Below are 24,971 nucleotides of genomic sequence, written 5' to 3' on the forward strand. Positions count from 1 at the left end.
GGCCATGGCCTCCCTCAGAAAGGAGGTGAGGAGGAATCCCGAAGCCTGGCTCGAAAAGCACATGCCGCTTCTTGAGACAAGGAGCGGAGACCCCTGGGTGAAGGACGTCCTCAAGGCGCTTGCGGGACATGAGAGGATAGCGTGTTGAGGTTTTGTCGGGATGGGGTGCCTACTTTTTGTAGACAGCAACCTGTAAAAGATCGAACTTGCCGAAAACGGCATTTCCATTATATTGATATTTGAGTAAGTGGATTGATCGCAACATGTATCTCCCTCTCATGTATTGTTAATGGTTACCATTTCGTAGATCTTCGCCGTTCTCGGGAGTGAAAGCCCGGGCCAATCGCCGGTCTTCATTCCGTTATGCCTCCACTGCTCGAAACGCTCGTGGTCGAACTGGCCGACGATGAGGATCAGGATGTAATATTCTTCCCTTGCGCCAAAATTAAGGCTCAATTCCCATTCCTGGTCATCACCCTGCGGAATCTCGAACTGGGGCCATATCAGGGAGTTCTTTGAGGATTGAATGCAGAGCCAGGCATGTTCGCCTTCCGGCAGGTATCCCGACGAGCGGCCATACGATTGCACGGGTTCATAGGGTTCTGCAGAGATGTATTCTCCGTCTTGCGGGTAATCTATGGCGGCATAAAATTCTCTCCATACCTTTTCCACGGTAAGAAGCAAGGAGGCCTCCCTGCGTTTTCCGTCCCCGCCTTCTCCCACGAAGGTGATCTCGTAGTCGCCGGAAGGCATTTTCTCGGCCGACGCGATGGTCGCCAAGGTGGCCGATTTACCGGATGCGTCGGCTTCATCCTCTGAGAGCTCAACGCTTATGAAAGGAGGAGGATTTTCGAGGGAGATGTCGATAGCCTCGTCGTAACCGTTTCTCGTCTTAATGAGCAAGCTGACGGTCGTCGTTCCCCCTGGAGGGATGCTGGCCGTTGGGGGATCGACGCCTATTATGAAGTCGGGATAAGGGACGAAAGGCCCTGCTTCCCTTGGACACGTGAAATACTGAAACAAGCAGAAAGATGTGGCGATGATGATCCCCACTACAATATGTCCTTTAGTCAGAGGGGATGCATTGGTCCTGGAGGGTGACATGTTTTGAAAGATTCGCCTGGCAATAGTCCCGGCGACTCGGCGTATCGACTGCGACATCTCGGATCACCCTTTGATGTTCCGCGATGAATGCGATTTTGCCCTCCCTTAGTGGCTTACGGGCCACCGCTTGTCCTGGGCCGAAGCCGCGCCTTCGCTCAGTAGGAGCGATAACTTCACTTGAAAAACGAAACAGCTGATCCTTTTCGTTTTTCCATCCTCATGTCATGCCGGATTGCGCTACATGGTGGAAACCCCTCGTGTTCAAAGGCCTCACCGACATGCAACGGCTCGACGTTCTCTGGTCGAGGTTGGGTGGACGGTTCTCCATTACGGAGAGCACTTCCTGCAGGCTCCACGGGAAGAAATCATGCGAGTCCACTCCCACATCGAGCATCTTTCCAAGCGTGGACACCAACTCGTCGTAGCCCCCGTGGAAATGGCCGAAGAGATGCCAGGAACCGTATCGGCTGTACGGCCAGACAAGATGGCAATGATGGGAAAGAAACAACTTCTGTTTCCTTTTTCCTCCCAGATTCAGGGAAACGAGGTAGGATTCCTTCAGGCCCTCCACGTTTCTCGCCTGTTTGCACGCCCTGACAAGGTTCCTGTCGTGGGAGCCGAGGCATATGAACAGCCTGCCCTTCAACCTGGCCAATAAGCTGGCGATACGATCCGGGCTGCCGAAAGCGAAGTCTCCCAGATGATATACGATGTCCCCATTTCTCACCGATGCGTTCCACCGTTCTACCAGGGTCTCGTTCATCTCCTCCACCGAATTGAACGGCCTTCGGCAGTACCTAATGACATTCCCGTGATTGAAATGCGTGTCGGAGACGAACCACGTGTTCCCCGGCATCATGAGCCTCCTTTAAGGTCCAGAGCCCGCAACGGTTGCGCCGCTTGCCTTAATCGGACGTCCGCAGAAAGGAAAGATGGGCCGGCCTGCCCTCATAGGTGAGTAGAGTCCCCACCAAGCCGTTTCCCTTGAACCCTATGCTCTGAAGGCGGTCATTGGAATCGAGCGTCAACCGCGAACAGAGAGTGGTTTGGACAAGGAAGTCGTAGGCATCCTCTTTCCGAGGAGGCGCCATGTTCTTCTTCTTCTCGAGAAGGGCGTCTAAGGCGTAGCTCCTGATGAGCTTGGGGTGAAGATCCCGGTAGACGGAAGCGCTGGCGACGAAGTCCATTCCCACAACCGCTCCGTTTATCGCCGCTATGATACCTTTTTGCCCTTCCTCGCAGGGTAGGGCATCGACGACGGCCTTAAGCTCGCCTTCCTTGTGCCGAAAGATCTCCAACAGGGCCTCGTTCTTGGGGTTAAATCCAGCTCGCCTGGCGTAGCTCCTTACTCCGTCCCATATCTTCCCCTGATCGGCCTCGGGTCTTCCGCGGGTTTCCAGGCTTTCGAGGAAGGATATGGATTTCGTCCCTCTCAGCTGGCAAGGCATCACCGTCCCCGACTCGGTCATGACCCTGGAGCTGTATGACCAGCGTCCGCTCTCCGTGCACTTGACGGAGATGACCATCTCCTTTTGAGCGGGGACGATGGTGGAGATCTCCAACGCTCGATTCTGCCTGCATCCAGAGAGTTCCTCTCCGTCGAGCAGAAGGACGGGGCTGTCGCCGCGGTTCTCCACCCTGAGACGGGAAACCGTGCCTTCTTCGCTGACCTCCTTAATCTTCAGACGCCCGGAGCTCAAGGCCTCTTTTAAGGAGATGAAACCCGGTTCGGGCCCGTCGTAGAAGATGGGGTAGACGGTCAGATTTCGAAAGCTCTTCGGGTTCCCCAAGCGAAAACCGTAACGCGATCTCGCTTCCCTGTCGTCCACGATGGCCACCTCCTCACTCACTCTTTTTGCTCGCCCGGGCTAGGCGCGGCTGCTGCCAAGGGTCCGTGCATGACCTGGGTGAAATCCATTCCCAGCCCGGGCGATCCCGCTCCTTCACAATCTAATATGGTATTGGCGGATCTTCTCGCGACGAAACGATGAACCCTCACCTTCATTCTTCATGATCAGAGAAGCTTTAACCTCACCAGCGTACCGTCCATTGCGGCACTGATAAGATCGCTTCCGCTCGGCGTGAAGGACAGTCCGGTCACCGCGCCTTCGTGCAGTTTCAGGTTCAGCAGTTCTTTCCTGAGGTCTTTCGTGTACACTACGATCTTTCCCTTGCGGCCCCCTATCGCGATGCGGCCGAAGCAAGGGTCGACAGCAAAGGTCGAAACCCTCACCGGCATCCTCCTTTCCCTGAAGAAGTCCCTTGTGGGATTCCAGACCGTCAGGTACTCGCGCCCGTCTCTTTCACGACAGGCAATCAATACGCCGTCCGGTCCGACAGCGAACCGAGAGATGCTCCCCATTCCGGGAATGGCAAGGGATTCGCAGATCCCCAGCGTCGCCATATTGATTTTTAGGACCTCACGGCGCACGGAGAGTAGATAGAGAAACAGGTTGTCCGGGCTGAATGAAAGCGCTTCTACGCCCGTCAACGCCTGCAGGGGAGCTCTTTCCAGGTTTGTGGGAAAGTAATGTAGGAGTAGTTTTCTCTCCGGTTCTCCTGCGAAAGCGAGTATGCTACCGAAGGGATTGACCGCCGCTGCGACTGGAGGCCTGGAGAGGATCATCTCCGACGAGGTTAGGTCTTCCTCATCTCCTCTACTGATGACGATCGCTTTTCTTGAGGCATTGAGTAGAATTACACTCTCCTTCAGAGAGAAAAACCAGCGGGGATTCTTCAATTCCGTCTGTCCCCATCTTTTCGTCCCGTCCCCGAAGCCCAAACAGAGCACCGCCCCTTTTTTGTCGAGGGCCCAGATCATATTGCTGGGAGAGTTGTAGCTGAAGAAAAGCCAGGGCACATCTTGGGCGTGCAACGTGTCAAAAAAAGGTCGAATCTCGCCCAGGTCGTCGGCTCCCAAACTCACGCGACGTACGAACAGCCCTGCCATGCGCAGCTCAGGAGTTGGAGCCGTCGCACCTCCACACCCCGACCCAGACTCTGTTGGTAAAATCCCTTCTCCACACCCCGACCCGGACTCTGTAGATGAAATCCCTTCCATGCGCTCAGGAGTAAGAGCCGTCGCACCTCCACACCCCGACCCAGGATCTGGAAACGAAATCCCTGCCATGTGCAGCTCAGGAAGTTGGGTCATCGTGTCCATGGCGCACGTTTCCTGCGTGCTCGCAGGTAGGGCGACTCGAGTGCCTGGCATAAATAACAGAGCAGCAATTTTAACCAAAGCGACAAGCAAAAGATACAAAAGCACTCCAGCCGGGATGAAGAGGCCCATGATGGATACGGACAACGATACGATAGCCACCGCATATTTTTTCGCCTTTCCTTCGAGGAGGGACGCTCCGTGTTCGTGCGCGAGGCGTAGGATATTATGGGAAAGCAAGCCGAGAGATAGTATGAGGAAGAGGTTGGGGTAGCGAAAGTCCGGCCTCAGGTCGGGAAACCTCAAGTCGGGCAGCCCGAAGAAGTTGAAAGCGGACGAATTAACGCCGTTTTGAGCGCGGAGTTTTGCCCAGATCAGCAGAGGAAGCCATACACTCAGAGAAAAATGAAGCAGGTTTAGCGGAAGACGATGCAGTTCTTTTACGATAGATAAGACGTACTTTCTATACAGACCGACGGTTCCCAGGTTGCGATTTTCGCATAAAACGGCGTTTTTCTTGCTGCAATGCATGATGAGCACGGGAATCTGTGCAAGCGCGGAGACAGTGCCCACGAGGAAGATTCCCCAACCCACCGAGCCAAGTGTCCTCTGCGACCATTCCAAGGACCTTTGCACGAGGTTGGGAAAGGGGCGAGAGAGGTAGGAATTCAAGACCTCGAGGACCCACGGGAACCACTTAGCCAGAAAGCTAGTGACCATAAACAAGAGCAATAAAGCCGTGCTGGCTCCCGTGTCCTTTTTCCAGGCTGCACAGATGGACAGCAGGGCGAGAATATAGAAAATGCTCCAGACGTTGCTGAAGATATTCTCGAAAAACCTGATCTCGCTCGGGCTGGCGAAGGCGGTGGGGCTCCTGTATCCCCAGACGGGCCAGTAAACGGCCAGCAAGAGGAAGATGAACGAAACGCCGACGATGGAGACGCGCAAACCCTCTCGGGCCGCCTCAACGTATTCGTTCTCCAAGAGAAGGCGGCGTTCCTCGCCTCTTTCCATCGCTGCCCCGATCCCGAGAAACCCCAAGAAGAAAAAGATCATGATGATGACCCACGGGCTTCTTACCTCCGGCGCGCTTTTGGCCATGGCAAAGGAGAGGAAGAAAAAGCTAAGGAATGAAAGGTTGAACGTGGAGAGAGCACGCCCGTGGCTGGCGCTTACAATGGATAGGATCATCATGAAGAAAGCGAACAAGGTGAAAAGTCCGGTGAAGAAATCGTGTTTCTGAAGAGAGGGTTTGAGGAGAGCGAAAAATAGAAGGAAGAGAGAAAAAGCTCCCATGAGCAGTATGCCTGCTATCTCCGCAACCCTTTTTAACCTGATACTCCATTCAGACATTTCATCTCCGGTGTCTTCCCCAAGGATTTTCTGACATTTCGCCTGCTTGATGACCCACTCGAACCTTATAGGCGGGAGAGGCGAACTTATCGCGAGATATTCGAAGATGCCCCGGCATGCATGTGGTATGCCGCGAGAACATGAAGCGCAGCGTTTATTGCTTATGGGACGCGAAAATTGCATCGAGGGAGACACAGGAGGCGATAAGGGTTCGCGTGAATCGCTTCGTTACCAAGGGTGATAGGGTGGGCAGCGACGATGGGGAGGAGGTGAGTTGCTTGACGAGCGGGCCAGGTCACGTCGTTTCCCCAGGGGTCTTTGTCGTGCATGCGATCTCTGCCGTGGAGGCGCAGGCCCTTGGGAACGCGCACATAGAGCCGGAACATCTGTTCATAGGAATCTGCAAGGCAGAGGACCTAGTTTCCCGCGAGAGCCCTGTGGTGGAAGGCATGGATATCGGGGACTGGGAATCGTTCAGGGAAGAAGCCTCCGCTATACTGGACGTCATGGCACGAGCAGGGCTGAATCCCGTCAGGGCACGCCGAAGGCTGCGTAAGATAGTCCACCAATCCGGCTTGGAGAAGGGTATCTTCGACGGCCACCGTAGTCAGAGATGCCGTGAGCTTTACGACGCCGCCGACGAGATCCGCGAAGCGCGATCGGAAGACCTCCTGATGCTGAAGCATCTAATCGCGGCGATGCTGCGTTGGCCTTGGAGTTTGATCGGTGCGTTGCTTGCGGAGTTCTCGGTAGAGCCGTCTCAGCTGCGCCAGTATCTGGGTTTGGAGGCGGAAACGGCAGCGCCCGGCACAGTGGAGGGAACGCTCAGTGGGGAAGAGGAGGACCCCGCCGCTTCCCACCCGAGGACGCCGTATCTCGATAAATACGGTAGAGATCTCACCGCTCTCGCCAGGGAAGACAGACTATCCCCCTGCATCGGGAGAGAGAGGGAGATCGCCGAGCTGGGCCGCATTCTCATCAGGAAGACCAGGAACAACGCCATACTCGTCGGGGAGCCCGGTGTGGGGAAGACATGTATCGTAGAGGGCCTGGCCCAGAAACTGCTTGCACAGGACATCGCCGAACAGCTTCGCGGCAAAAGGATCGTCGAGCTCACGATGGGTGGCCTTTTAGCGGGCACAAGGTACAGGGGTGACTTCGAGGAACGCATGGAAAAAGTGATCAAGGAAGCATCTGCTGACCCGAACATCATACTCTTCATCGATGAGATACACACTCTCATCGGATCGAGGTGTGGTGGTGAGGCGCTGGACGCGGCAACCCTCTTGAAGCCCGCCCTGGCAAGGGGGGAGATCCGCTGCATCGGGGCGACGACACTCGATGAGTACCGCCGTTTTATAGAGGAGGACGATGCGCTGCGGAGAAGGTTCACCAGGATTATGGTGGAAGAACCGAGCGAACAGGACGCCCTGCGTATCCTCGAGGGGTTAAGGGAGGATTTCGAGGAACATTACGGGTTGGAGATTTCCAGGGAAGCGCTGGAGGCGGCAGTGAGGTTCTCCACGCGCTACCTCCACACGTTACGCCTACCCGACAAGGCCATCGACCTTATCGACAGCGCATGCGCCGCCAGGCTTCTCGGCACCTCACTCGCCTTCCGGGAGCAGCAGGGAGCATCGGTCATCGGTAAAAGGGATGTGGCGGAGGTGATAGCGGGACGTTTGGGGATTCCTTTGAGTGACGTGACGGACGACGAGCTCGCAAAACTGGAGAGCATGGAAGATTTTCTCAGGAGGAGGGTGATAGGCCAGGACCAGGCGCTCAAAAGCGTGGCCGATGCCGTGCGCCGGTCCCGGTCCGGCCTTTCCGACCCGCGAAGGCCGTATGCTGTCTTCCTTTTCGCCGGCTCCACTGGAACGGGCAAGACGGAACTCGCCAAAGCCCTCGCCGAATTCATTTACGGGACCGAAAAAGCCCTGATCAGGTTTGACATGTCGGAATATCGGGAAGGGCACACGGCTTCGAAGCTCATCGGTGCCCCGCCGGGATACCTGGGACACGATGAAGGCGGCCAGCTCACCGAAAAGGTGAGAAACAAGCCCTTCTCCGTGCTCCTCTTCGATGAGGTGGAAAAGGCACATCCGCGAGTGATGGACGTCTTCCTGCAGGTCTTTGACGACGGAAGGTTGACCGACTCGAGGGGACGCGTGGCCGATTTCTCCAATTCCATCATCATCATGACCACCAACCTGGGGACTGATGCCTATGCGCGCCCCGTGAGGCAACCCGGCATCGGCATAAGTCCTGTTCGCGTAAGCGGCGGCACGTTCGTGCAGGAAGGCGAATTGAACGAAGCGGAGAGAAAGGAGTATGAGGACGCGATAAAGAGGGCCGTGGAGGGACATTTCCGACCGGAGTTCCTCAACCGCCTCAGCGCTCTCGTGTTCTTCTACCCGCTGTCGTGCAGGTCAGCCGAACTCATACTGCAGAAGATAGTCAGGACGTTCAACACCAGGTTGGCGGAGATGAACGTCCATCTGACCATGAGCGAGGAAGCCGCACGGCACATCATCGACAGGGGTTTCAGCCGGGAGATGGGGGCAAGAGAGCTGGAGAGGGTTTTCGACAGGGAAGTGGTCATCCCGCTTTCGACCATGAAGATCCGTGGCGAGGTCGAGGATGGCGATGACGTCATCGTGGATATGGAAGAGGGAAGGATCGCGATTCGGAAAGCTACAAGCGCATCGGAGAGGGAAGCCGTCTTTTCGGGAGCGACGGCGGACGAGGAGGCGATTTAGGCGAGAGTGCAGGTGCCTTTTTACCTTACCAAGCACAGATGTCATGCGAAAGGAGGAGCGATGGGACTCTTGAAGATACCCTACATCGTTGAAAAGACCTTGGGCGGGGAACGCCTCGTGGATCTCTACACCAGGCTCCTTGCGGACAGGATCATATTCCTCACCGGCGACATAAACGATGACGTTGCTGATGTGGTCGTAGCTCAGCTCTTCTATCTCGAGGCCGTGGACCCCGGGAAGGACATCTATCTCTATATCAACAGCCCTGGAGGGGCGGTCACGGCGGGTTTTGCCATATACGACACGATGCAGTACATCTCGTGCGATGTGGCGACGGTATGCATCGGCCAGGCAGCCTCCATGGGCGCGGTGCTCCTGGCGTCGGGAGCGCCCGGAAAGAGGGCCGCGCTTCCCAACGCGCGGGTCATGATCCACCAACCTCTCGGGGGTGCGCAAGGGCAGGCAACGGATATGGAGATCCAGGTGAAAGAGATAAGCCGCGTCAAGAGAAAACTCAATGAGATTCTCGCTCACCACACCGGCCAGCCCGTGACGGTCATAGAGAGGGATACGGAGAGGGACTTCTACATGACCGCCGAGGATGCGCGGTCGTATGGCCTGATAGATCAGGTTCTCTATACCAGAGAGGAAAACGGAGGGGCGAGAAAGGCGCTCGTTCAAGACAGCGTTGTTTCTTCAAGAAGTTGAAGGCGATGGCGGCAAGCACCGAAGTGTCGCGAGTGCAGTGTTTTAAATTGATGGAAACGCCGGAAGGGCTCAGAGCGCTGGCGAGTTCTGGTGACCGGGGAGCGGGGTCCTTTGAGATGGCATCCGAGCCAGGCTTGCTTTTGAAAGCAGTTGAGCGGGGCTCATGGATGTTGCGGAAGGAGGCTCCAGCGAAATCGGCGCAAGCGATGGTGCGCAATAATGGGCTCCTGGCTCGGGAGTAATTGAGGAGGAAGACATCCACTGGCAGAGTGACGGCATTGGAGAGTTGGGAAGGAGGACCCGATGGACGGCGAGTTCTTGCGAGGCGAGCCGGGCCCAGGGGGCCTCGCAGGCTGCGACCATGGGGGCGGCACGATACCACAAGAGATGTCCCTTTACTGCATTCGTTGCGGAAGGGAATTGGCCTGCGATGAGACAGCCGACCTCTCGACGTGGCGGGGCGGCGAATTCCTATGCCAGAAATGCCGCGACGAGGAGAAACGCGTATATCCTTTCAGATTCTCTTTAATTCAGGACGGGTACCGCTGCTGGGAATGCTCGTGCGATCTGACCCCCGAGGCCGTGAGCGACGGGAGAGCGCAAGAGTTAAGGGATGTTTCCCTGTATCTCTGCGATGACTGTGCAGCAGGAAAAAGAGGGGAAGGTGCCGGCATCAAAGTCGGAAATTATACAACGCTTCGCAAACTCGGCGGCGGGTTAGGGACGGTGTATTTGGCAGTGCACGACCGCTGTAAACGTGTGGTGGCCATAAAGCTGATGAACAGGGCTGAAGGCGAAGTCGACTGGCTGAATTTCCTCAATGAAGTGGCTATAATTACAACCATATCGCATCCGGGATTCGTGAGGTTTATCGAGTTCGGGCTTAAGGAAGGCAACAATCCCTTCCTGGTCATGGAATATGTCCCGGGAGGCAATCTCCTGAGGTACATAGACGGGGAGGGAAACCCCGTCCTCCATCCTGTGGACGCAGTGCTGCTGATCGCCGATGTCCTGGAAGCGCTGGCTTACCTGCACGATGAGGGGTATGTCCATCTCGATGTGAAGCCGGAGAACATCCTGTGCAGCGAAGCAGGAGGTAGGGTTCAGGTCAAGATCGCGGATTTCGGCCTTGCCGCGAACTACCGAAGGCGAGGCGGCAACGTGCTGGACTCAACCAGGGGGGGGACACCTGGATACATGCCTCGCGAACAACTGATGAACCGTGCGCCGGCCCACCCGACCATGGATGTGTACGCGGCGGGGGCGACCTTATATCATCTTCTTACCGGTTACCTACCCCTAAATTTCATACCCCAATGGAGAGTGCGGCACGAGATCGTCCACCATCGTTACTTGGAGATTCTCATCTCAGCAGGCTCGGTTGACCCCCTGGATGCCGCGTTGCATGGGGACATAATCCCGATCAGAGAGAGACGCCGGGACCTGCCGGATGCTCTATGTCAAGTGGTCGACAGGGCGCTCAAGTTGAATCCCGAAGAGAGGTTTGCCACTGCCCGGGAATTCAGAGAGGCCCTCCTCGAAGCCTTGTTTTAAGATTGAGATTGCTGAAAAATGAATTTCGAGCAAAGGGGGGATTCTTATGCATCGCGATGAATCGAAATTTTTTTTGGGGGTCTTCTTCCGTAAATTAAGGGGTAGTCGTGTCCAGCTGCCCGGAAAATTCGCTGCGATGTGCGACGGTGATCTCCTTGTTTACTCGGTCGTAGACGGACCGCTGGCGCTCGTGCCCGGGGCCAGGGCCGACTCCTTCCAGGTGGAATGTAGCGACAAGGCCGTTTTTATGGGGAAGACAAAGATCCGATCGGATAATTCGATTATGCTGTCACAAGAGATGATAAAGGCGGGCAAGCTTAAGTGCACCGTCGTAATATGCGGCCTCGTTAATTGGATGGAATTATGGGAGGAGGATGATTTTCAAAAAGCCGCGGGAGCGGCACAAAACCTTGCGGCGCGATTGTCAGAAGATTTGTCGAATATGGGATTTGATTAACGGATGAGAACCGCTTTAGCGCGGCTTTCGCAAGCTCTCCATCTTTTTCGTATCCTATCTATCCGACAATATTGAGTCCCACAGCATGCGAAAATAAACAATTTCCTTTAGGAATTCCTCGGCCCTCAGCTCGAGTCTCATTTCCTTCGGTCCTGTGAAAAGTGATGTCGTGGAAAGAATCGGATATTGGTTCTACCTCACAGTTTCGAAGCGCCACTGCATTGATCGGGCAAAAGCATTGCCCTTGCTGTTTTAGACGCGGCCAAATCAGGGAAGAGCGTAAGCTCTTGTTGTCAAAGATCTCAGTTCGATCTTTAAAGACCAAGTTCGTTTTAAGACGCCGGCGTTGAGGCATGAAGTACAGCGAAGCGGCTTCCCGGCCACGGGTGCCAGGTGAGAAACTTTCCACGGCCACGGCACCAAATTGCTTACGCAACATGAGACAAGCTCTAACGGGGCCGTGGGTTGAGGGCAGCTCTGGGGAATACACAATAGTTGGAATATTCAGAATAATAAGATATATTAGAAAGGTAAGATATAACTTAATAACACAGGAAAAAGAAGAGGAGGAGGGAAGATATGGGGGCGAAAAAGGTCGCCGAGGCCTGCTGCCCGGTTTCCGAGGAGGCCTGTTGCCGGGTGGAAACGCTTGTAGGAGTGGATGAAAGAGGCCAGATGGTCCTCCCAAAGGATTTCCGGGAGCGAGCGGGGATAAAAGCCGGAGACAAGCTGGCCCTGGTCAGTTGGGAGAGCGAAGGAAAGATATGTTGCGTGCTCCTCATGAGAGCGGAGGAGCTCGGTGCCCTGGTGAAGGAGAGGCTGGGCCCCGTCCTCAGGGGGCTTCTCTGAGACTTTGGGCAGCGGATTGGCGCATCGAACCATTGCGGAAAGGGAGGTCTGTGATGGAGGAGAGAGACGTGAAAAGGATAGTGAGGGAGGGATACGGGGCCATCGCCGGTAGCGGTTCTTCCTGCTGTGGCCCCTCCCGGCCGTGCTGCTGCGGCCCTGATCCGGCGAAGGAGACGAGCGTGCGCATAGGGTACAGCGAGGAGGACCTGGAATCCGTCCCCGAGGGTGCCAACCTCGGGCTGGGATGCGGGAACCCCGTGGCCCTCGCCTCCCTTCAGGAGGGGGAGACGGTCCTGGACCTCGGCTCCGGTCCCGGGCTGGACTGTTTCCTGGCCGCGGAGCGGGTGGGGAAGAGGGGAAAGGTGATCGGCGTGGACATGACTCCCGAGATGCTGGAGAGGGCCAGGGAGAACGCGCGCCGCGGCGGTTACTCCAACGTGGAGTTCCGTCTGGGCGAGATAGAGAACCTCCCGGTAGCCGACAACTCGGTGGACGTGGTGATCTCCAACTGCGTGATAAACCTCTCTCCGGACAAGCCGCGGGTGTTCCGGGAGGCTTTCCGGGTGTTGAAGCCCGGCGGAAGACTGATGGTCTCCGACATCGTCCTGGAGGAGGAGCTTCCCGAGGCGATCCGGAAATCCACGGCCGCTTACGTGGGCTGCATCTCCGGCGCCGCCCTCAGGGAGGATTACCTGAGGATGATAGCCGATGCCGGCTTCCGCGACCTGGAGGTGCTGCAGGAGTCCCCCTTCCCGATAGAATGCCTGGACAGCGATCCCGTGGCCGCGGGGCTTCTCGCCGAGATCGACCTCCCTCGCGAGGAGATAAACCGACTGCTCCAGGGCGTCAAGAGCCTGGGGATACGAGCCAGGAAACCGATGTGATCCACAACGGAACACAGCCATTGGCCGGACGAGGCATGACCGTTGCCCGGGCTGGGGTTTAAGCCCGCAGCCCCTCAAGGGCCTGATGTTCCCCGTGGCCTAAAAAACCATAGGTCAAGGGATGCGGAAGACATAAGGTGCGCGTCTAAGGGCTTGCCTCTCCGCGAGAACTATCATCTTGTGCTTGGCTGCAGCATGCCCATGGAACGGATTTTCTCTATAACCCACGCTTTTCATGGCCAGTTGTCCAGGCGGAAATCCTCAAAAGGGTTAAACAAAGCAGTGAGATCTGTCTATAATAAGGGAAATCGAGGAGGATAGCGGCAATTTAGGGATTTAGGTCGTTCCCTCGGCTGTCTTCGCTGCGGCTTTGCTTGAGCCCTTCCGGAGGGCCGGATGGGAACGGATTAGCCCAGAGGAGGGAGGTATGCGATGAGGATCGAGCCGGTGGTCGACGAATGGCTGGGCCCGGGGGAGAAAGACGGGGAGATAATACCACTCACCCCCGGAGAGAACGCCCTGCACCCGGAGGCGAGGAGCAGCCGCTACTATGGAGAATGGTGGTATTTCGACGCCCGCCTCGACGACGGCCACGTGGTGGTGGGTTTCATCCAGGCCTCGGAGCTCATGTCCCGCAAGCCAGGCATAGAACTGCACGTCTACAAGCCCGACGGTGAAAAGCTCTCCGTGGTCAAGAAGTTCTCCCACGAACAGCTCAGGGCCTCCACCGAGAAGTGCGACGTATGGGTGGGGGACAACCACTGTTACGCCGAGTTCCCCGAAAGCGGGAACCTTCCCGTGCACCACCTGCACATCGCCGAGGATGGAATGGAGGCGGACCTCACCTTCCGCAGCGAGGTCCCGGGGTGGAAGCCGGGGAAAGGCCGCACGAGGTACGGGAACCGGGGCTATTTCGCCTGGGTGGTCCCCGCGCCCAGGGCTTACGTGGAGGGGAGCGTGCGCTTCGGCGGTACTACCCTGCGGGCCAAAGGGATAGGTTACCACGACCACAACGTGGTCACCGCGGACATGCGGCGCATCCTCTCCTTCTGGTACTGGGGTAGGCTGTACACCGAGGAGCACACGCTCCTCTACGCTTACGTGAAGACCAACCGGCGCTTCGGGGGCAAGGCCTCCAAACCGCTCATGCTGGCCCGCGGAGGCGAGGTCATCCTCAGCTCCGGTGAGATGCGGCTCAGGGAGGGGCCTCCGGTCTTCAACCAGGTCGCCAACCGCACCTATCCGGCTTTCCTGGAAATGGGGATCCCGGACCGCGTGTTCCTGCGCCTGGAGGTGAAGCGCATCATCGACGCCAACGACTTCCTCTCCGAGTTGAACCCGGTGATCATGAACCCGGCCGTCAAATGGCTTGTGAACCGCTTCATGCGCCCCGGATGGTTCCGCTTCGAGTCGGACTTCCTCCTTCGCGTGACCCACGACGGGCGCAGCGTGGAGGAGACAGGCACCACCCTGCATGAGATGGTGGCCCTGCGCTAGGCGCGCTCCACGGCGCTCAGGCCTCAAGCACAGATGCTTAGAGCGAGGGCACGAAGGAAGACAACGCCTTCGCGGACGTCCTGGACGGATATGCGCTCGTCCGCGCCGTGGATGCGGGGCAGGTCGGAGAGCCCCAGGCGCGCGGGTATGATCCCGTAGCAGGGCACCCCACGGGCGCGGAAGAAGCGGGAGTCGGAGAGGCCGGAGAGCATGAACGGGGAGACCACGGCGTCCGGGTAGCATTCGAGGATGGTCTCCTCGAGGGTGCGATAAGCCTCGCTTTCCCAGGGCGAAGAGGGAGACCTTTCCATGTCCTGGAAATGGTCTATCTCCAACCCCTCGCCGCTCAGGGCTTCCCGCACGAAATCCAGGAATTCCGGGGCTTCCGTCTCCGGCAGGAGACGGCAGTCCAGAAAGGCCTCGGCACGGTCGGGGATGACGTTGATCTTGTTGCCGGCGTGGAGCACGTTCAGGCTGGCGGTATCGCGCAGCACGGCGTTGAGGGCGGGGACGGCATCCAGGTGGTTCTCCTCGATGACGCGCATCAGGGTCTCCAGCTTCCCGTCCTCGCGGTAGGGGCCGAGTATCTCCCAGAACTCGGCCAGCCTGGCGAAGAAGGCCTGCATGACCGGGTTGATACGCAGCGGCCTCTTGCGCTCCAGGAAACGTGCCAGTGCGCGTACCATGAGTTCCAGGGCCCCCTTTCCGGTGGGCATGGAGCCGTGGCCGCCCTGGCCGCGCTGCAGGAGGCGTAGCCAGAGCCCGTATTTTTCAGCGCAGGCGACCATGAAGAAGGGCTTTCCGGGCACCAGGTCCGTGAGGGCGTAACCTCCCTCGTTGATGACCAGATCCGCCTCCAGTTCCTCGGGGTATTTCTCCAGGAGCATCTTCGCTCCCGCGTAGCCCCCGGCCTCCTCGTCGGCGACGGCGAGGAACACGAGGTCCCTGCGAAGCGGCAATCCCTCGCGCGCCACGGCGATGAAGGCCATCAACTGCATCACGCCCATCCCCTTCATGTCCAGGGCGCCCCTCCCCCAGACGAAGCCGTCGCTCACCTCGCCGGAGAAGGGCGCCACCTGCCAGCCCTCTGCCTCCGCCGGAACCACGTCGATGTGGTTCAGAAAGATCAACGGCTTACCCTCACCGCTCCCGCGCAAGCGGGCCAGAAGGGAGGAGCGCCCGGGGGCGGCCTCCAGGAGCCGGTATTCCAAGCCGTGATCGTGCAGGACATCGCCGAGAAACGAAGCCCCGGCCGCCTCGTTGCCGGGAGGATTGGTGGTGTTCACGCGCAGGTAGTGGCTCAGCACCTCAACCGCTTCATCGCCCAGCTTTTCGACCTCCATTGAAGTCCCCCGGAACTCACTGTCTTGCCGGACACGGTCATTATATTACGCCAAAACGCACGAAACGGGGGATGAGTCGCATTCCTGGCATATTCCGGACGCCGTTTTCAAGAAGTTGGCCTTTTTGAAGCGGGTGACGGATTTCACCGAGTTCCGTCCCCATCGAAGCGCCCCAGGGTTAAGTTCCTCAAGGAGAATCCGAAAAAAGACAAGGTAGGGTTTATAATTTCCATGTAATGGAAATATTGTAAGAGCGGCTCCTTGCAAACGAGGCCGGAGAAGGGGCCGCTTTTCCGCCCTCCGGTGCGGTCCGTGAAAAAGGAGGACGGGCGGTTGACGAGATTTTTGCTGGATGCCTTCTCCTCGCGCCACAGGGCGGGCCAACGCAGCGAGCCGAAAACGCCCGTGGGCTCGGGGAAAGGAGAGGAACCAGAGGGTAAGGAGAGGGTGCATGGACAAGGGAGATAGGGACGGTGCGGGTCGACCGACTGAAGGGCCGCCTCGCGAAAGATGCCGGGAGACAACGGGTACGCACCGTGAAAAAGGCGGCCAGCATCGCAGTGATCCTGTGGAAAAGCCGGTCGAGATGGGGGAGCGCGGGAGCGGCGCTCTTTATCAGGCGCCCGTCATCACCGGCGACAAGGGAGCCGGTCAGAGCATGGGCTTGCGGGCCCGCATGACGGTGGCCGCCGCTTTCGCCGCCGCGGCGCTGGCCGGCATGGCTCTCCTGGCTTTCCTCGCCGTGAGGGCACCGGTCGAGGCGGCCGACCGCTATATGCGGGCCTTGAGCGAAGGGCGAGAGGAGGAGGCCTGGAGTATGCTCCACGTCACCTCGAAGTTCAAGGCGGAGGAGGATTTTAAGGGCTACTTGGAGATGGCGAGGGAACGGACGGAATCGGTCACGGGGTGGAAGGCACACCTGACCCACCTTACCGGATCCAGGGCTTACGTGGACCTGGAACTCCTTCGGGACGGAAGCGGTTATCTGCTTCGCCTGGGGCTGCGAAACGACGGAAAGGGTTGGATGATATACGAACCGGATCTGGAGGAACGTTACGGCGGCCCCTAAAGGGCGGCGGGGCTCGCGAGGGCCGGGAGGGAGAGAAAGGTCTTCCAGCTTTTTCCCTATCCTCTCAAATCATCAGCTTGCCTCGAACTTACACTCGTCTTCGATGCCCGCATGGCGCGAGCGCTGATGGTCGGATGTGGCGGATACTGCGAGGTCGATTGACAAGAAGTTTACTTGATATAAACTTAAACCCGGCGTGAAAGGGGTGGGCCGACCGAGACACGGTGCGCGTCTTGTCGTCCCTGCGCGGGGTCACGGCCGGGAGGAAAATGGCGATGCCGGATAGATCCTCGAAGAGGAAAAGGTGTCCTTCTTGCGGCGTTCCCGCCTTCGTCGGCAGGGAACTTCACTGGGGAGACGACGGAGTGATCCACCTGGCCAGATCGCCTCGCAACCGCATGGCGCTCTACGAATCCAACATCATCGACAATCTTTTTCGCGGCATTGAGGAGTTGATCGGCCTCTCCATCGAGCACATCGTCATCGAGAGTCGGCGGCGGGAGGTAAAGAGGTATATCGAGGGGGTGTTCCCGGCCTGGATGCGGCGCCCTTTGGTGGCGCTCAACGAGAGCCTGAGCGGTATCCCGCTGTTGAAGGGGGTGGCGCGCGTGGCGCGGAGGCCGCTCGGCAGGGCATTGGCCGGCAGGGTCTTCGAGGTGGGGCGGGTTTACGGTTACGGGGACGTCAGGCCCGGCCCCTTGTGGGAAGAGGGTGACGTGCATCCCTGGCGCTCCACCTTGGTCTACCGGCCTTATTCGGTGCTCTTTTTCGCCGCGGAATGCTTAGCATCCGTTGAGGCTTTCGAGGGAAGGGACCACTGCGTCGACTACCGGGAGTTAGAGGAGGGCCTCTATCTCTTCGAAGTCCACCCCGGGGAACACCCGGTAGCTCTCCGGGAGCGCCTGGCGAGGAGGCGCTACCCGTTCAAGGCCGGGGAGATCCACTACGAACGCTGCCCGGTGTGCGGCGTTCCTCGCGAGGTGGCGCGCTTGGATTGGGACCTGGAGAGGGGGATTATAACCGACCAGGAAAGCGGTAGGAGGATGGCCCTCTTTGGCCCTCACGCCGTCGATGCCGTCCTACAGGACCTGGAAGCCGAGCTGGGTGAGGAGGTGCCTGCCGCCGCTGTGGAGGCCCAAAGGCGGTACGTGAAATCCCGTGTCGCTGGTGAGGATTGGAGAAAAGGGAAGATCGACTTCAGGTATATGGGGGCGCTCAGGGGACTGGGTTACGTGGCCAGATTCGAGGCGGACGAGAAGCGCCTCTCAGTCACCTTCAGGAACGCCTGCATGCCCTGCCTGATCGTGGGAATGGCCCAGGCCATTTACGAGGTCGCCATGGGCAAGGAGGAATCAGAGGCGAGATGGGAGCTTCACCCCGATGGCGACCTGGATATAGAGGTGCGCGTTTGAGCGCCATTACGGGCCGGAAGGGGAACGACCGGCGCATGGCTGGCGGGTGACCGTGAGCCGGAACGGAAACCGCTTTTTCGGGATTTTCCTCAAGGTCGAAGCTGCGGGGGGCGAATAAATCTTTAGCCGTTGAGTACCGGTGGTCGAGGCCTTCATGGACTCATAGGGGCTCACAGGGGTCTTACAGCGAGCCACGGTTATTAACTGCGGCCGGCAAGTGCGCCGGCGGGAGGAACGGCGGAGCACTAAGCGCGAATATATAGACGGCATGAGGGTCGATGAGGACTCGGGAGGATATGTTCCCGGAGGAAGTGAGGTCCCGCTGTGAAAAGGGTAGTGGATGGCAGGATGAAGAAGACCGAACTATGTTCCGATTGCGGTATTCCCCTCATGATAGGGAAGGAATTGAGCTGGGAGGACAACGGGGTGATCACGCTCAGGAGATCCCCTCTTAACCGCATGGTCTTCTACGAGTCAAGGGTGATCGACAATCTTTTTCAGGGCATCGAGCGGCTCATCGGGCTGCCCATCGAGCACATCGTCATCGAGAGCCGGCGACGGGACGTCAGGAAATATATCGAGAGAAGCTTTCCAGGATGGGTCATCGGGTCACTTCGGTGGGCGGGAAAGTACGCCGATGACCCGGGCCTTTTAGGAAGGGCAATACGCAGGCCGGCGATGGAGGTGGGCAAGGCGCTCACCCTCAGGGTCATGGAGATGGGCAGGCTTTACGGTTACGGGCGTGCCGAGCTCGGTGAGGGATGGGAGAGAGACGACCCTTTCCCCTGGCGGGAAAGCCTGGTTCGCCATCCCTATTCCGTGCCTTTCTGGTCAGCGGATGCCCTGGGGTCCGCGGAAGCCATAGAGGGCGTGGAGCAGTGGGTGAAGTACGAGTCCCTGGGCGAGGAGACCTACAGGGTGACCACCTATCCCTCGGAACATCCCGTGGAGCTGAAGGAGAGGTTGCGGAGGAGAAAAAAGTATCCTTTCAAGCCCGGAAACATCGCCTTCCAGAGGTGCCCGTCTTGCGGCCTTCCCCTGGAGCTCAGCCGCTACCGTTGGTACCCGGAGGAAGGGATCATTATAGATATGGAAAACGATTGGAGGATGTCCATCTTCGGGCCGCAGGCCCTGGAGGCGGTGCTGGACGACCTGGAGAGCGAGCTCGGCGAGGACATTCCCAGAGTGGTCGTCGAGGCGCAGAAGGGTTACATTAAATCGAGGACCGGCCAGATGAACTGGAGGCGGAGCGGGACGACCTTCAACAAGCTGACGGCGCTGCGGGGAATGGGCAACATCACCGGGTTCGAGGCGGACGAGAAACACCTTTCGGTGAGGATCCAGAACGCCTGCCTTCCCCTGATCATGGTGGGCATGGCTCAGGCATTGTACGAGATAGCGCTAGGGTTGGAAGATTCTACCTATGAATGGGAGCTCTCCGACGACGGGGATCTGGATATAATCGTCAAGGCAGGGTAGGGGGGACGTTCGGAATGGTTTTGCAGATAGAGAGGTGCGCGGAATGCGGCACCCCTTCACTGATGGGAAACGAGTTGAGGTGGGAGAGCGGGGGGGTCATCAGCCTGTCGCAGTCGCCGCACAACCGCATGGTCATCTTCGAGTCCAACATCATCGACAACGTCTTCCGGGGGATTGAGAGGATACTGGGGCGGAGCATCGAGCCGATGGTGGTGGAGAGCCGGCGCCGGGAGACCCGGAGGTTCATCGAGAGGAGCTTCCCCTTCGAGATACGGAACACCCTCCTCCTGGGTGACGCGAGCCCCTCGGCCAAGGACTCCCCACTCAGCAGGGCCATGGCCGATTTCGTCGTGCGTATAAGGGAGGACCTCGTGGAGAGGGTTACCAACGTAGCCCGCGTCTTCGGTTACGGGGAGGTATCGGTGGAGTGGGGAGCGGATGAGCCTTATCCCTGGCGGCGCCTGGTCATGAGGTATCCCTATTCCGTCCCTTTGTGGAAAGCGGACATCCTGGGGACTATCGAGGCCTTCGAGGGGCAGGACATGTGGATAGAGGGAGAAGAGCTGGAGGAGGACGTGTACCGGCTGCGCGTCCTGCCCTCCGAACACCCCGTGGAGCTGAAGAGCAAACTGAAGCGGAGAAAGAGGTACGAGTTCAAGGAAGGCGATCTGGAGCACGAGAGGTGCCCCTCCTGTGGTGTGCCCAGGGTGGTCACCCAATACCTGTGGGACCTGGAGAAGGGTATCATCACCGCTACGGATACCGGGAGAAGGGTTGCCGTGTTCGGACCTCTGGCCCTGGAAGCGGTCTTTGACGACCTGGCGGCGGAGCACGGGCCGGAGCTCTCGAGGGCGGTGGTGGAGGCGCACAGAAGGTTCATCCGGGAGAGGGTGGACGCCTCCCTCGCCTCAAAGATTAACGCCATGCTCAAGATGCACATGGCGAGAAGAGGCCTCGGCTACCTGGCTTCCCTGGAGGGGAGCAGGAAGAAGCTGGAAATGAAGGTGCGCAACGCCTGTCTTGAGCTCTTCATGGTGGGCATGACCCAGGCTTTCTTCGAGATCGCCACGGGGAACGAAAACACCTTCGCCGAGTGGGAGATCGACGAGGAGGGCGATCTCTCCATATCCATAAGCGCGAGTTGACACGCGAAAACCTTCGAGGGCTTTCCATGTCGTCTTCCCGTATCAGGATGGAGAACCTACGCCGCCAATGGTCCGGCACGTTCCGGTGAATATGTTGGACTAACCCGCAGGTCCTCGGCGATTTCGGCAGGATCTCCCTAAAACATCCCTAACACATGCCGAAGAGTGAATCTATCCAGGGCATCTGCCCGGGATTCTGCCGGAAGGGTATGAGTGCTCGAGGAACCGCGCCCTACTCGCGGCGCCCAGATAAGCCGAAAAGGTGGCCTTGCGGTCTGATATCATGAGGCAGTCAGGAGATGGGACGGGCCGCCCCGCGAGGCCCGGGTTGAGGAATGGACGGGGGAGGGAGTGAGGGAGAAAGGGTCGGGCCACGAAGAGGGAGTCGGAGCGGTGAACGAGGGCAGGGGCCTGGATTACATCCTCATCGCCGGGGCAGCGGCGCTCTGGGGATCGGTCGGCGTCTTCCTTCGCTGGATCGACCTCCCGGGAAAAGAACATTTCGTGGTCTTTGTCCGCTCCGCGATCAGCGTGGCCTTCCTGGCGGCGGTGATGACCGGCACCGGCAGGATTGGCGATTTCCGTATCGGTGGTCACCCGGTCCTGCTCCTGGCCAGCGGGGCCCTCCTGACTCTCCATTGGGTGCTCTTCCTCAAGGCCCTGAACAACCTGCCTATCGGGGACGCGGTGTTCATAACCTATCTGGCGCCGGTGCTCGTGGCCCTCCTCTCCCCCCTGGTGCTCAAGGAGAGGCTGGAGGGGATGACTCTCCTGGCCCTGGCCCTTGCCCTTGGCGGAATGGGGCTCATCTCTCTGACCGGCTCCGAGGCAGGGGCCGGATCGCCGACGGCGGGGATAACCTTCGCCCTGTGCTCGGCGGTATCCTACGCCCTGCTCCTCTTCATCCTCAAGTTCCTACGCGAGGACACGCCGGCCCTCACGGTCACTTTCTACCAGACGGCGGTAAACGCGGCCATCCTCCTCCCCTTCTGCGCCTTTCGCGATTTTAAGGTCACTCCGAGGGGATGGGCTTCCCTAATCGTGCTGGGCCTGGTGCACACGGGGCTGGCGGGCCTGGTGTACGTCTTCGCGGTGAAGAGGGTGAAAGCCCAGCACGTGGGCATAATCGCCTACCTGGAACCGGCCACGGCCATGCTCTACGGTCTGGTCTTCCTGGGAGAGCGCCTGGGCTGGCAGGATCTGGCAGGAGGTTTCCTGATCGTGCTGGCCGGGGCCATGGTCATCCACCGCGCCTGGACCTTGGAATGAAGGTGCGATCGGCTCAGTAATGGGCTGGTGTTTAATCGATTATCGTGGTAATGTTCGCCTTTCGTCTCTCGGGAAGAGGTTTCCGGAGCCCTGCCGGGATGTGTCCTTTTCGGTTCAGAACATCCCCTGTTCCACCCAGCGGGTATGGTAGTTCCCGGCCAGGAAGTCTGGGTTGGAGAGTAGGCGGAGGTGGAAGGGGATGAGGGTTGATACCCCCTCTATCTCGAATTCGAGCAGGGCTTGGCGCATTATACGTATGGCCTCCTCTCGGTCCCTACTGTGGACGATGAGCTTGACCGGCGGGGGAATCGTGGCTGGGAGACACGTGGTATCCATAATGGCAGTGCGTGAGTTTCTTATTCCTTTTTCGGATGGAACACTCCCTCTCATTGAGATGGATGATCTTGCCCTGCCTGCCGCTCGGCCATGGCTTCCCTTGCCCTGGCCTTGTGCCCCGTGACCAGGGATTCCGGCGAAGGCCCGATGAACACCAGGCCGTTCTCCATGCAGGCCCTGGCGAACTCCTCGTTCTCGGCGAGGAACCCGTAGCCCGGATGCACCGCGTCCGCTCCGCTTATCTCCGCCGCGCCGATGATGTTCCTTATGTTCAGATAGGATTCCCCGCTGGAGGCAGGTCCCACGCATACCTTTCGGTCCACGTACTTGAGGTGTAACGCGTCGGCGTCAGCTTTGGAGTATATGCCCGCTGTCTCCAGGCCCAGGAGCCTGCAGGCCCTCAGGATGCGAAGGGCTATCTCCCCGCGGTTGGCGATGAGTACTCTTTTCCTTTTCCGCCTGCACCACTTGGGCCCGCCGCGAGGGAGTGGGACCCGTTTCCGGCGCACCGGTCTGCCCCCCGAGGCTCACCGTCACCGTCAGGTTTTGAAGCGCCCTGCTCACGCCCTCGCTGACAACCTCCGCCAGCCTCTCGGACAGTTCCTCGATATAGGCCCATCCAGCATGGCCCTTTCCCGTTTCTCCATCACCTTCTGCGGGGGCTCCCCCTCTTCGTCGATGACCGGGTTCTTCCTCCACTGGAAGAACTTTAGGGCCACATCCGGGAATATGGCGTAGGAGATGCAATCCTCCTCCTTCTCCACCAGTGAGGGATCGAGCACCCGTTTGGCCTTGGGCAGCTCCGGCTCCAGCAGGTCCGCCGGGCGGCAGGTGATCGGCTTCTCGCCCTTCAGGGCCTTCTCCATGAGCTCCTCGCTTATGGGCCCGGCGGGCCTGCCGTATAGGCCCTTCACGTAGTTGACCACCTCCCGCGGGATTATCTTGTACCTTTCCCCGAGCAGAACGTTGAAGACCGCCTGGGTTCCCACTAGCTGGCTGGTGGGGGTGACCAACGGCGGGTATCCCAAGTCCCTCCTCACCCTGGGAATCTCTTCCAATACCTCTTCCATCCGGTCCAGGGCGTTCTGCTGTTCCAGCTGGGCGATGAGGTTGGTGGCCATGCCGCCCGGTATCTTACGGATGGTCTGGAGCGGGCGTATGGCGTAGTAGATGGTGCCCTGGGCGGGGGCTCACTCGCGCTTGGTGACCTCTATGGATTTCTGCATGTTGCGCACGTCGTTCAGGGCGTCGAAGACGCGGATGATGTCGACCCCTCCCGCAACCGCCTTTTTTATGAACTCCTCACCAGGTCGTCGGCGAAGCTGCTGTGAGCCACCAGGTTCTGGTTGTGAAGGAGCATCTGGAGCTTGGTGTGTTTGAACTTATTCCGTATGCGATAGAGGCAGTCCCAGGGATCCTCGTTGAGTTAACGCATGCAGACGTCGAGGGTGGCCCCGCCCCAAGTTTCCAGGGAATGGAAGCCCACTTCGTCGATGCGCTCGAGGATGGAGCATGTCGGGGAGATATATACGGAAGGCCCAGAGGGACCGGCGGGCGTCCCTCATGGTGGTGTCGACCACCAGCACCAGCCTTTTCTTCCTCTCCGTTTTAACCTTTTATCGAATTCTCTTTTATATCCTTGTGATTGGTCCCATGCAATTCCTTCACCATAGCCCGAGCTCGTCGGGGCTTGCAGGCTTGCGGTTCGAGCCCTCGCGCGCTCCGTATGGAGAAGGTCTTCTTGCGGCCTTCAAACGCCGAAGCTCCGTTTGGGAATAAGGTAAGAAGCCGCCGTCGCTCCGGAGGCCTTGGCCAGGTCGACAAGGATGAAAGGTTTGACGCCCAGCTCGAAGGCCAGCGCGGCGTCCTTTCCGTGCAGTGCCAGCCAGGCGGCGAGCCAGGAGGCCCCGCAAATGTAGATGGCCGCCAGGCCGGCCAGGCAGGCGGCGATGGGCAATAGACGGACCGGGATCTTTAGAAACCCGGAGCCGGCGGGCCCGATTCTCGAGGCCCACCCCGCGATGCCCGCCGCGAGCACGAAACCCCACAGGTAGCCTCCCGTAGGCCCGAAGAGGACCAGCGGGCCCGCGTGGGGAGGAGCGGCGAAGAAGGGGGCTCCGCAGAGCCCCATTAGCAGATAGGCAATCTGGCTGGCCATCCCCCAGAAAGGCCCCAGAACCAGCCCGGAGAGAAGCACGAAGAAGACCTGCATGGTCACCGGGACCGGGCTGAGAGGTATTCGGATTACCGCGCCTATGCCGGTGAGGGCGGCGAAGAGCAAGGCCTTAACTGCCGATTCCCACTCCCGCCCCGCCGTTTTTGGTGTAGACTTCTCCATATGGGCTATGCGCATGGATCCCCTCCTTTGGAAGTTTGTTATATTCGTATAGTAAAACCCAGGTGATGCCGATAAGTTACCGCGGTTATAGGTCAAATAATAGTGAACTCAAGAAGAAAGCGCTCCATTAAGCTGCTCATTAACAGTCGAACGGCGGGGAGCAGGATACGGGAGGTGCGGGACAAGGTGACGGGACGCGTTCCGGCCGGGCATGGCTAGGCGACCGCGAACCGGATTTCATCGCCACAGGAGACG

General features: G+C 58.8%; 20 protein-coding genes and 1 pseudogene. 12 read left to right on the plus strand and 9 right to left on the minus strand.

What is annotated here, in order from left to right; genetic code table 11:
* Positions 1-276 precede the first annotated feature (276 nt).
* From H7007_RS06500 to H7007_RS06515, 4 genes are all read right to left on the minus strand, one after another.
* Entirely contained in the window at positions 277-1,053 is a 777-nt protein-coding gene (locus H7007_RS06500) for a COG1470 family protein (RefSeq protein WP_287154054.1), read from the minus strand.
* A 268-nt stretch (positions 1,054-1,321) separates the two neighbouring features.
* Entirely contained in the window at positions 1,322-1,867 is a 546-nt protein-coding gene (locus H7007_RS06505) for a hypothetical protein (RefSeq protein WP_287154056.1), read from the minus strand.
* 142 nt (positions 1,868-2,009) lie between these two features.
* The gene (locus tag H7007_RS06510) at positions 2,010-2,942 is read right to left on the minus strand and encodes an ARPP-1 family domain-containing protein (RefSeq protein WP_287154058.1); all 933 of its coding nucleotides are present in this window, start codon (positions 2,940-2,942) and stop codon (positions 2,010-2,012) included.
* Between the two features lie 176 nt (positions 2,943-3,118).
* Positions 3,119-5,617, minus strand: a complete 2,499-nt coding sequence (locus H7007_RS06515) for a WD40 repeat domain-containing protein (protein WP_287154060.1) — start codon at positions 5,615-5,617, stop codon at positions 3,119-3,121.
* Between the two features lie 245 nt (positions 5,618-5,862).
* Here H7007_RS06515 and H7007_RS06520 point away from each other — a divergent pair, with 245 nt between their 5' ends.
* The 7 genes from H7007_RS06520 (at position 5,863) to H7007_RS06550 (ending at position 14,325) form a co-directional block, all read left to right on the plus strand.
* Complete coding sequence (locus H7007_RS06520; protein ID WP_287154062.1) at positions 5,863-8,376, plus strand: ATP-dependent Clp protease ATP-binding subunit; 2,514 nt, start codon at positions 5,863-5,865, stop codon at positions 8,374-8,376.
* A gap of 60 nt (positions 8,377-8,436) precedes the next feature.
* Complete coding sequence (locus H7007_RS06525; RefSeq protein ID WP_287154064.1) at positions 8,437-9,084, plus strand: ATP-dependent Clp protease proteolytic subunit; 648 nt, start codon at positions 8,437-8,439, stop codon at positions 9,082-9,084.
* Between the two features lie 303 nt (positions 9,085-9,387).
* A complete protein-coding gene (locus tag H7007_RS06530; RefSeq protein ID WP_287154066.1) occupies positions 9,388-10,638 on the plus strand; it encodes a serine/threonine protein kinase in 1,251 nt (416 codons plus the stop codon).
* A 46-nt stretch (positions 10,639-10,684) separates the two neighbouring features.
* On the plus strand, positions 10,685-11,095 hold the full coding sequence (locus H7007_RS06535; RefSeq protein WP_287154067.1) for a hypothetical protein: 411 nt from the start codon (positions 10,685-10,687) through the stop codon (positions 11,093-11,095).
* A gap of 579 nt (positions 11,096-11,674) precedes the next feature.
* Entirely contained in the window at positions 11,675-11,944 is a 270-nt protein-coding gene (gene hgcC / locus H7007_RS06540) for an HgcAB-associated protein HgcC (RefSeq protein ID WP_287154068.1), read from the plus strand.
* A 53-nt stretch (positions 11,945-11,997) separates the two neighbouring features.
* On the plus strand, positions 11,998-12,828 hold the full coding sequence (locus H7007_RS06545) for an arsenite methyltransferase (protein WP_287154069.1): 831 nt from the start codon (positions 11,998-12,000) through the stop codon (positions 12,826-12,828).
* Between the two features lie 432 nt (positions 12,829-13,260).
* Positions 13,261-14,325 (plus strand): lipocalin-like domain-containing protein, encoded by a 1,065-nt coding sequence (locus H7007_RS06550; protein ID WP_287154071.1) that lies wholly within the window; start codon positions 13,261-13,263, stop codon positions 14,323-14,325.
* 23 nt (positions 14,326-14,348) lie between these two features.
* Here the strand turns inward: H7007_RS06550 and H7007_RS06555 are convergent, their stop codons facing one another.
* Positions 14,349-15,668, minus strand: coding sequence for a M20/M25/M40 family metallo-hydrolase (locus tag H7007_RS06555; protein ID WP_287154073.1), 1,320 nt, complete (start codon positions 15,666-15,668; stop codon positions 14,349-14,351).
* A 568-nt stretch (positions 15,669-16,236) separates the two neighbouring features.
* Here H7007_RS06555 and H7007_RS06560 point away from each other — a divergent pair.
* From H7007_RS06560 to H7007_RS06580, 5 genes are all read left to right on the plus strand, one after another.
* A complete protein-coding gene (locus H7007_RS06560) occupies positions 16,237-16,737 on the plus strand; it encodes a hypothetical protein (RefSeq protein ID WP_287154074.1) in 501 nt (166 codons plus the stop codon).
* Between the two features lie 275 nt (positions 16,738-17,012).
* Positions 17,013-18,149, plus strand: coding sequence for a hypothetical protein (locus H7007_RS06565; protein ID WP_287154076.1), 1,137 nt, complete (start codon positions 17,013-17,015; stop codon positions 18,147-18,149).
* 348 nt (positions 18,150-18,497) lie between these two features.
* Positions 18,498-19,628 carry a hypothetical protein gene (locus H7007_RS06570; RefSeq protein WP_287154078.1) on the plus strand — a complete coding sequence of 377 codons (1,131 nt, stop codon included), beginning with the start codon at positions 18,498-18,500 and terminating at the stop codon, positions 19,626-19,628.
* A 14-nt stretch (positions 19,629-19,642) separates the two neighbouring features.
* The gene (locus H7007_RS06575; protein ID WP_287154080.1) at positions 19,643-20,773 is read left to right on the plus strand and encodes a hypothetical protein; all 1,131 of its coding nucleotides are present in this window, start codon (positions 19,643-19,645) and stop codon (positions 20,771-20,773) included.
* Between the two features lie 393 nt (positions 20,774-21,166).
* Entirely contained in the window at positions 21,167-22,042 is an 876-nt protein-coding gene (locus H7007_RS06580) for a DMT family transporter (protein ID WP_287154081.1), read from the plus strand.
* A gap of 114 nt (positions 22,043-22,156) precedes the next feature.
* Here H7007_RS06580 and H7007_RS06585 read toward each other — a convergent pair whose 3' ends face one another.
* The 4 genes and pseudogenes from H7007_RS06585 to H7007_RS06600 form a co-directional block, all read right to left on the minus strand.
* The gene (locus H7007_RS06585) at positions 22,157-22,432 is read right to left on the minus strand and encodes a hypothetical protein (protein WP_287154082.1); all 276 of its coding nucleotides are present in this window, start codon (positions 22,430-22,432) and stop codon (positions 22,157-22,159) included.
* Complete coding sequence (locus H7007_RS06590; RefSeq protein ID WP_287154084.1) at positions 22,429-22,887, minus strand: biotin carboxylase N-terminal domain-containing protein; 459 nt, start codon at positions 22,885-22,887, stop codon at positions 22,429-22,431. The genes H7007_RS06585 and H7007_RS06590 overlap by 4 nt, the downstream gene beginning before the upstream one ends.
* A gap of 51 nt (positions 22,888-22,938) precedes the next feature.
* Positions 22,939-23,943: pseudogene (locus H7007_RS13800) on the minus strand (acetyl-CoA carboxylase biotin carboxylase subunit family protein).
* Between the two features lie 185 nt (positions 23,944-24,128).
* Entirely contained in the window at positions 24,129-24,731 is a 603-nt protein-coding gene (locus tag H7007_RS06600; RefSeq protein WP_287154086.1) for a biotin transporter BioY, read from the minus strand.
* Positions 24,732-24,971 lie beyond the last annotated feature (240 nt).

The organism is Candidatus Solincola tengchongensis (genome assembly GCF_015711935.1).
Classification (GTDB): domain Bacteria; phylum Actinomycetota; class Geothermincolia; order Geothermincolales; family RBG-13-55-18; genus Solincola_A; species Solincola_A tengchongensis.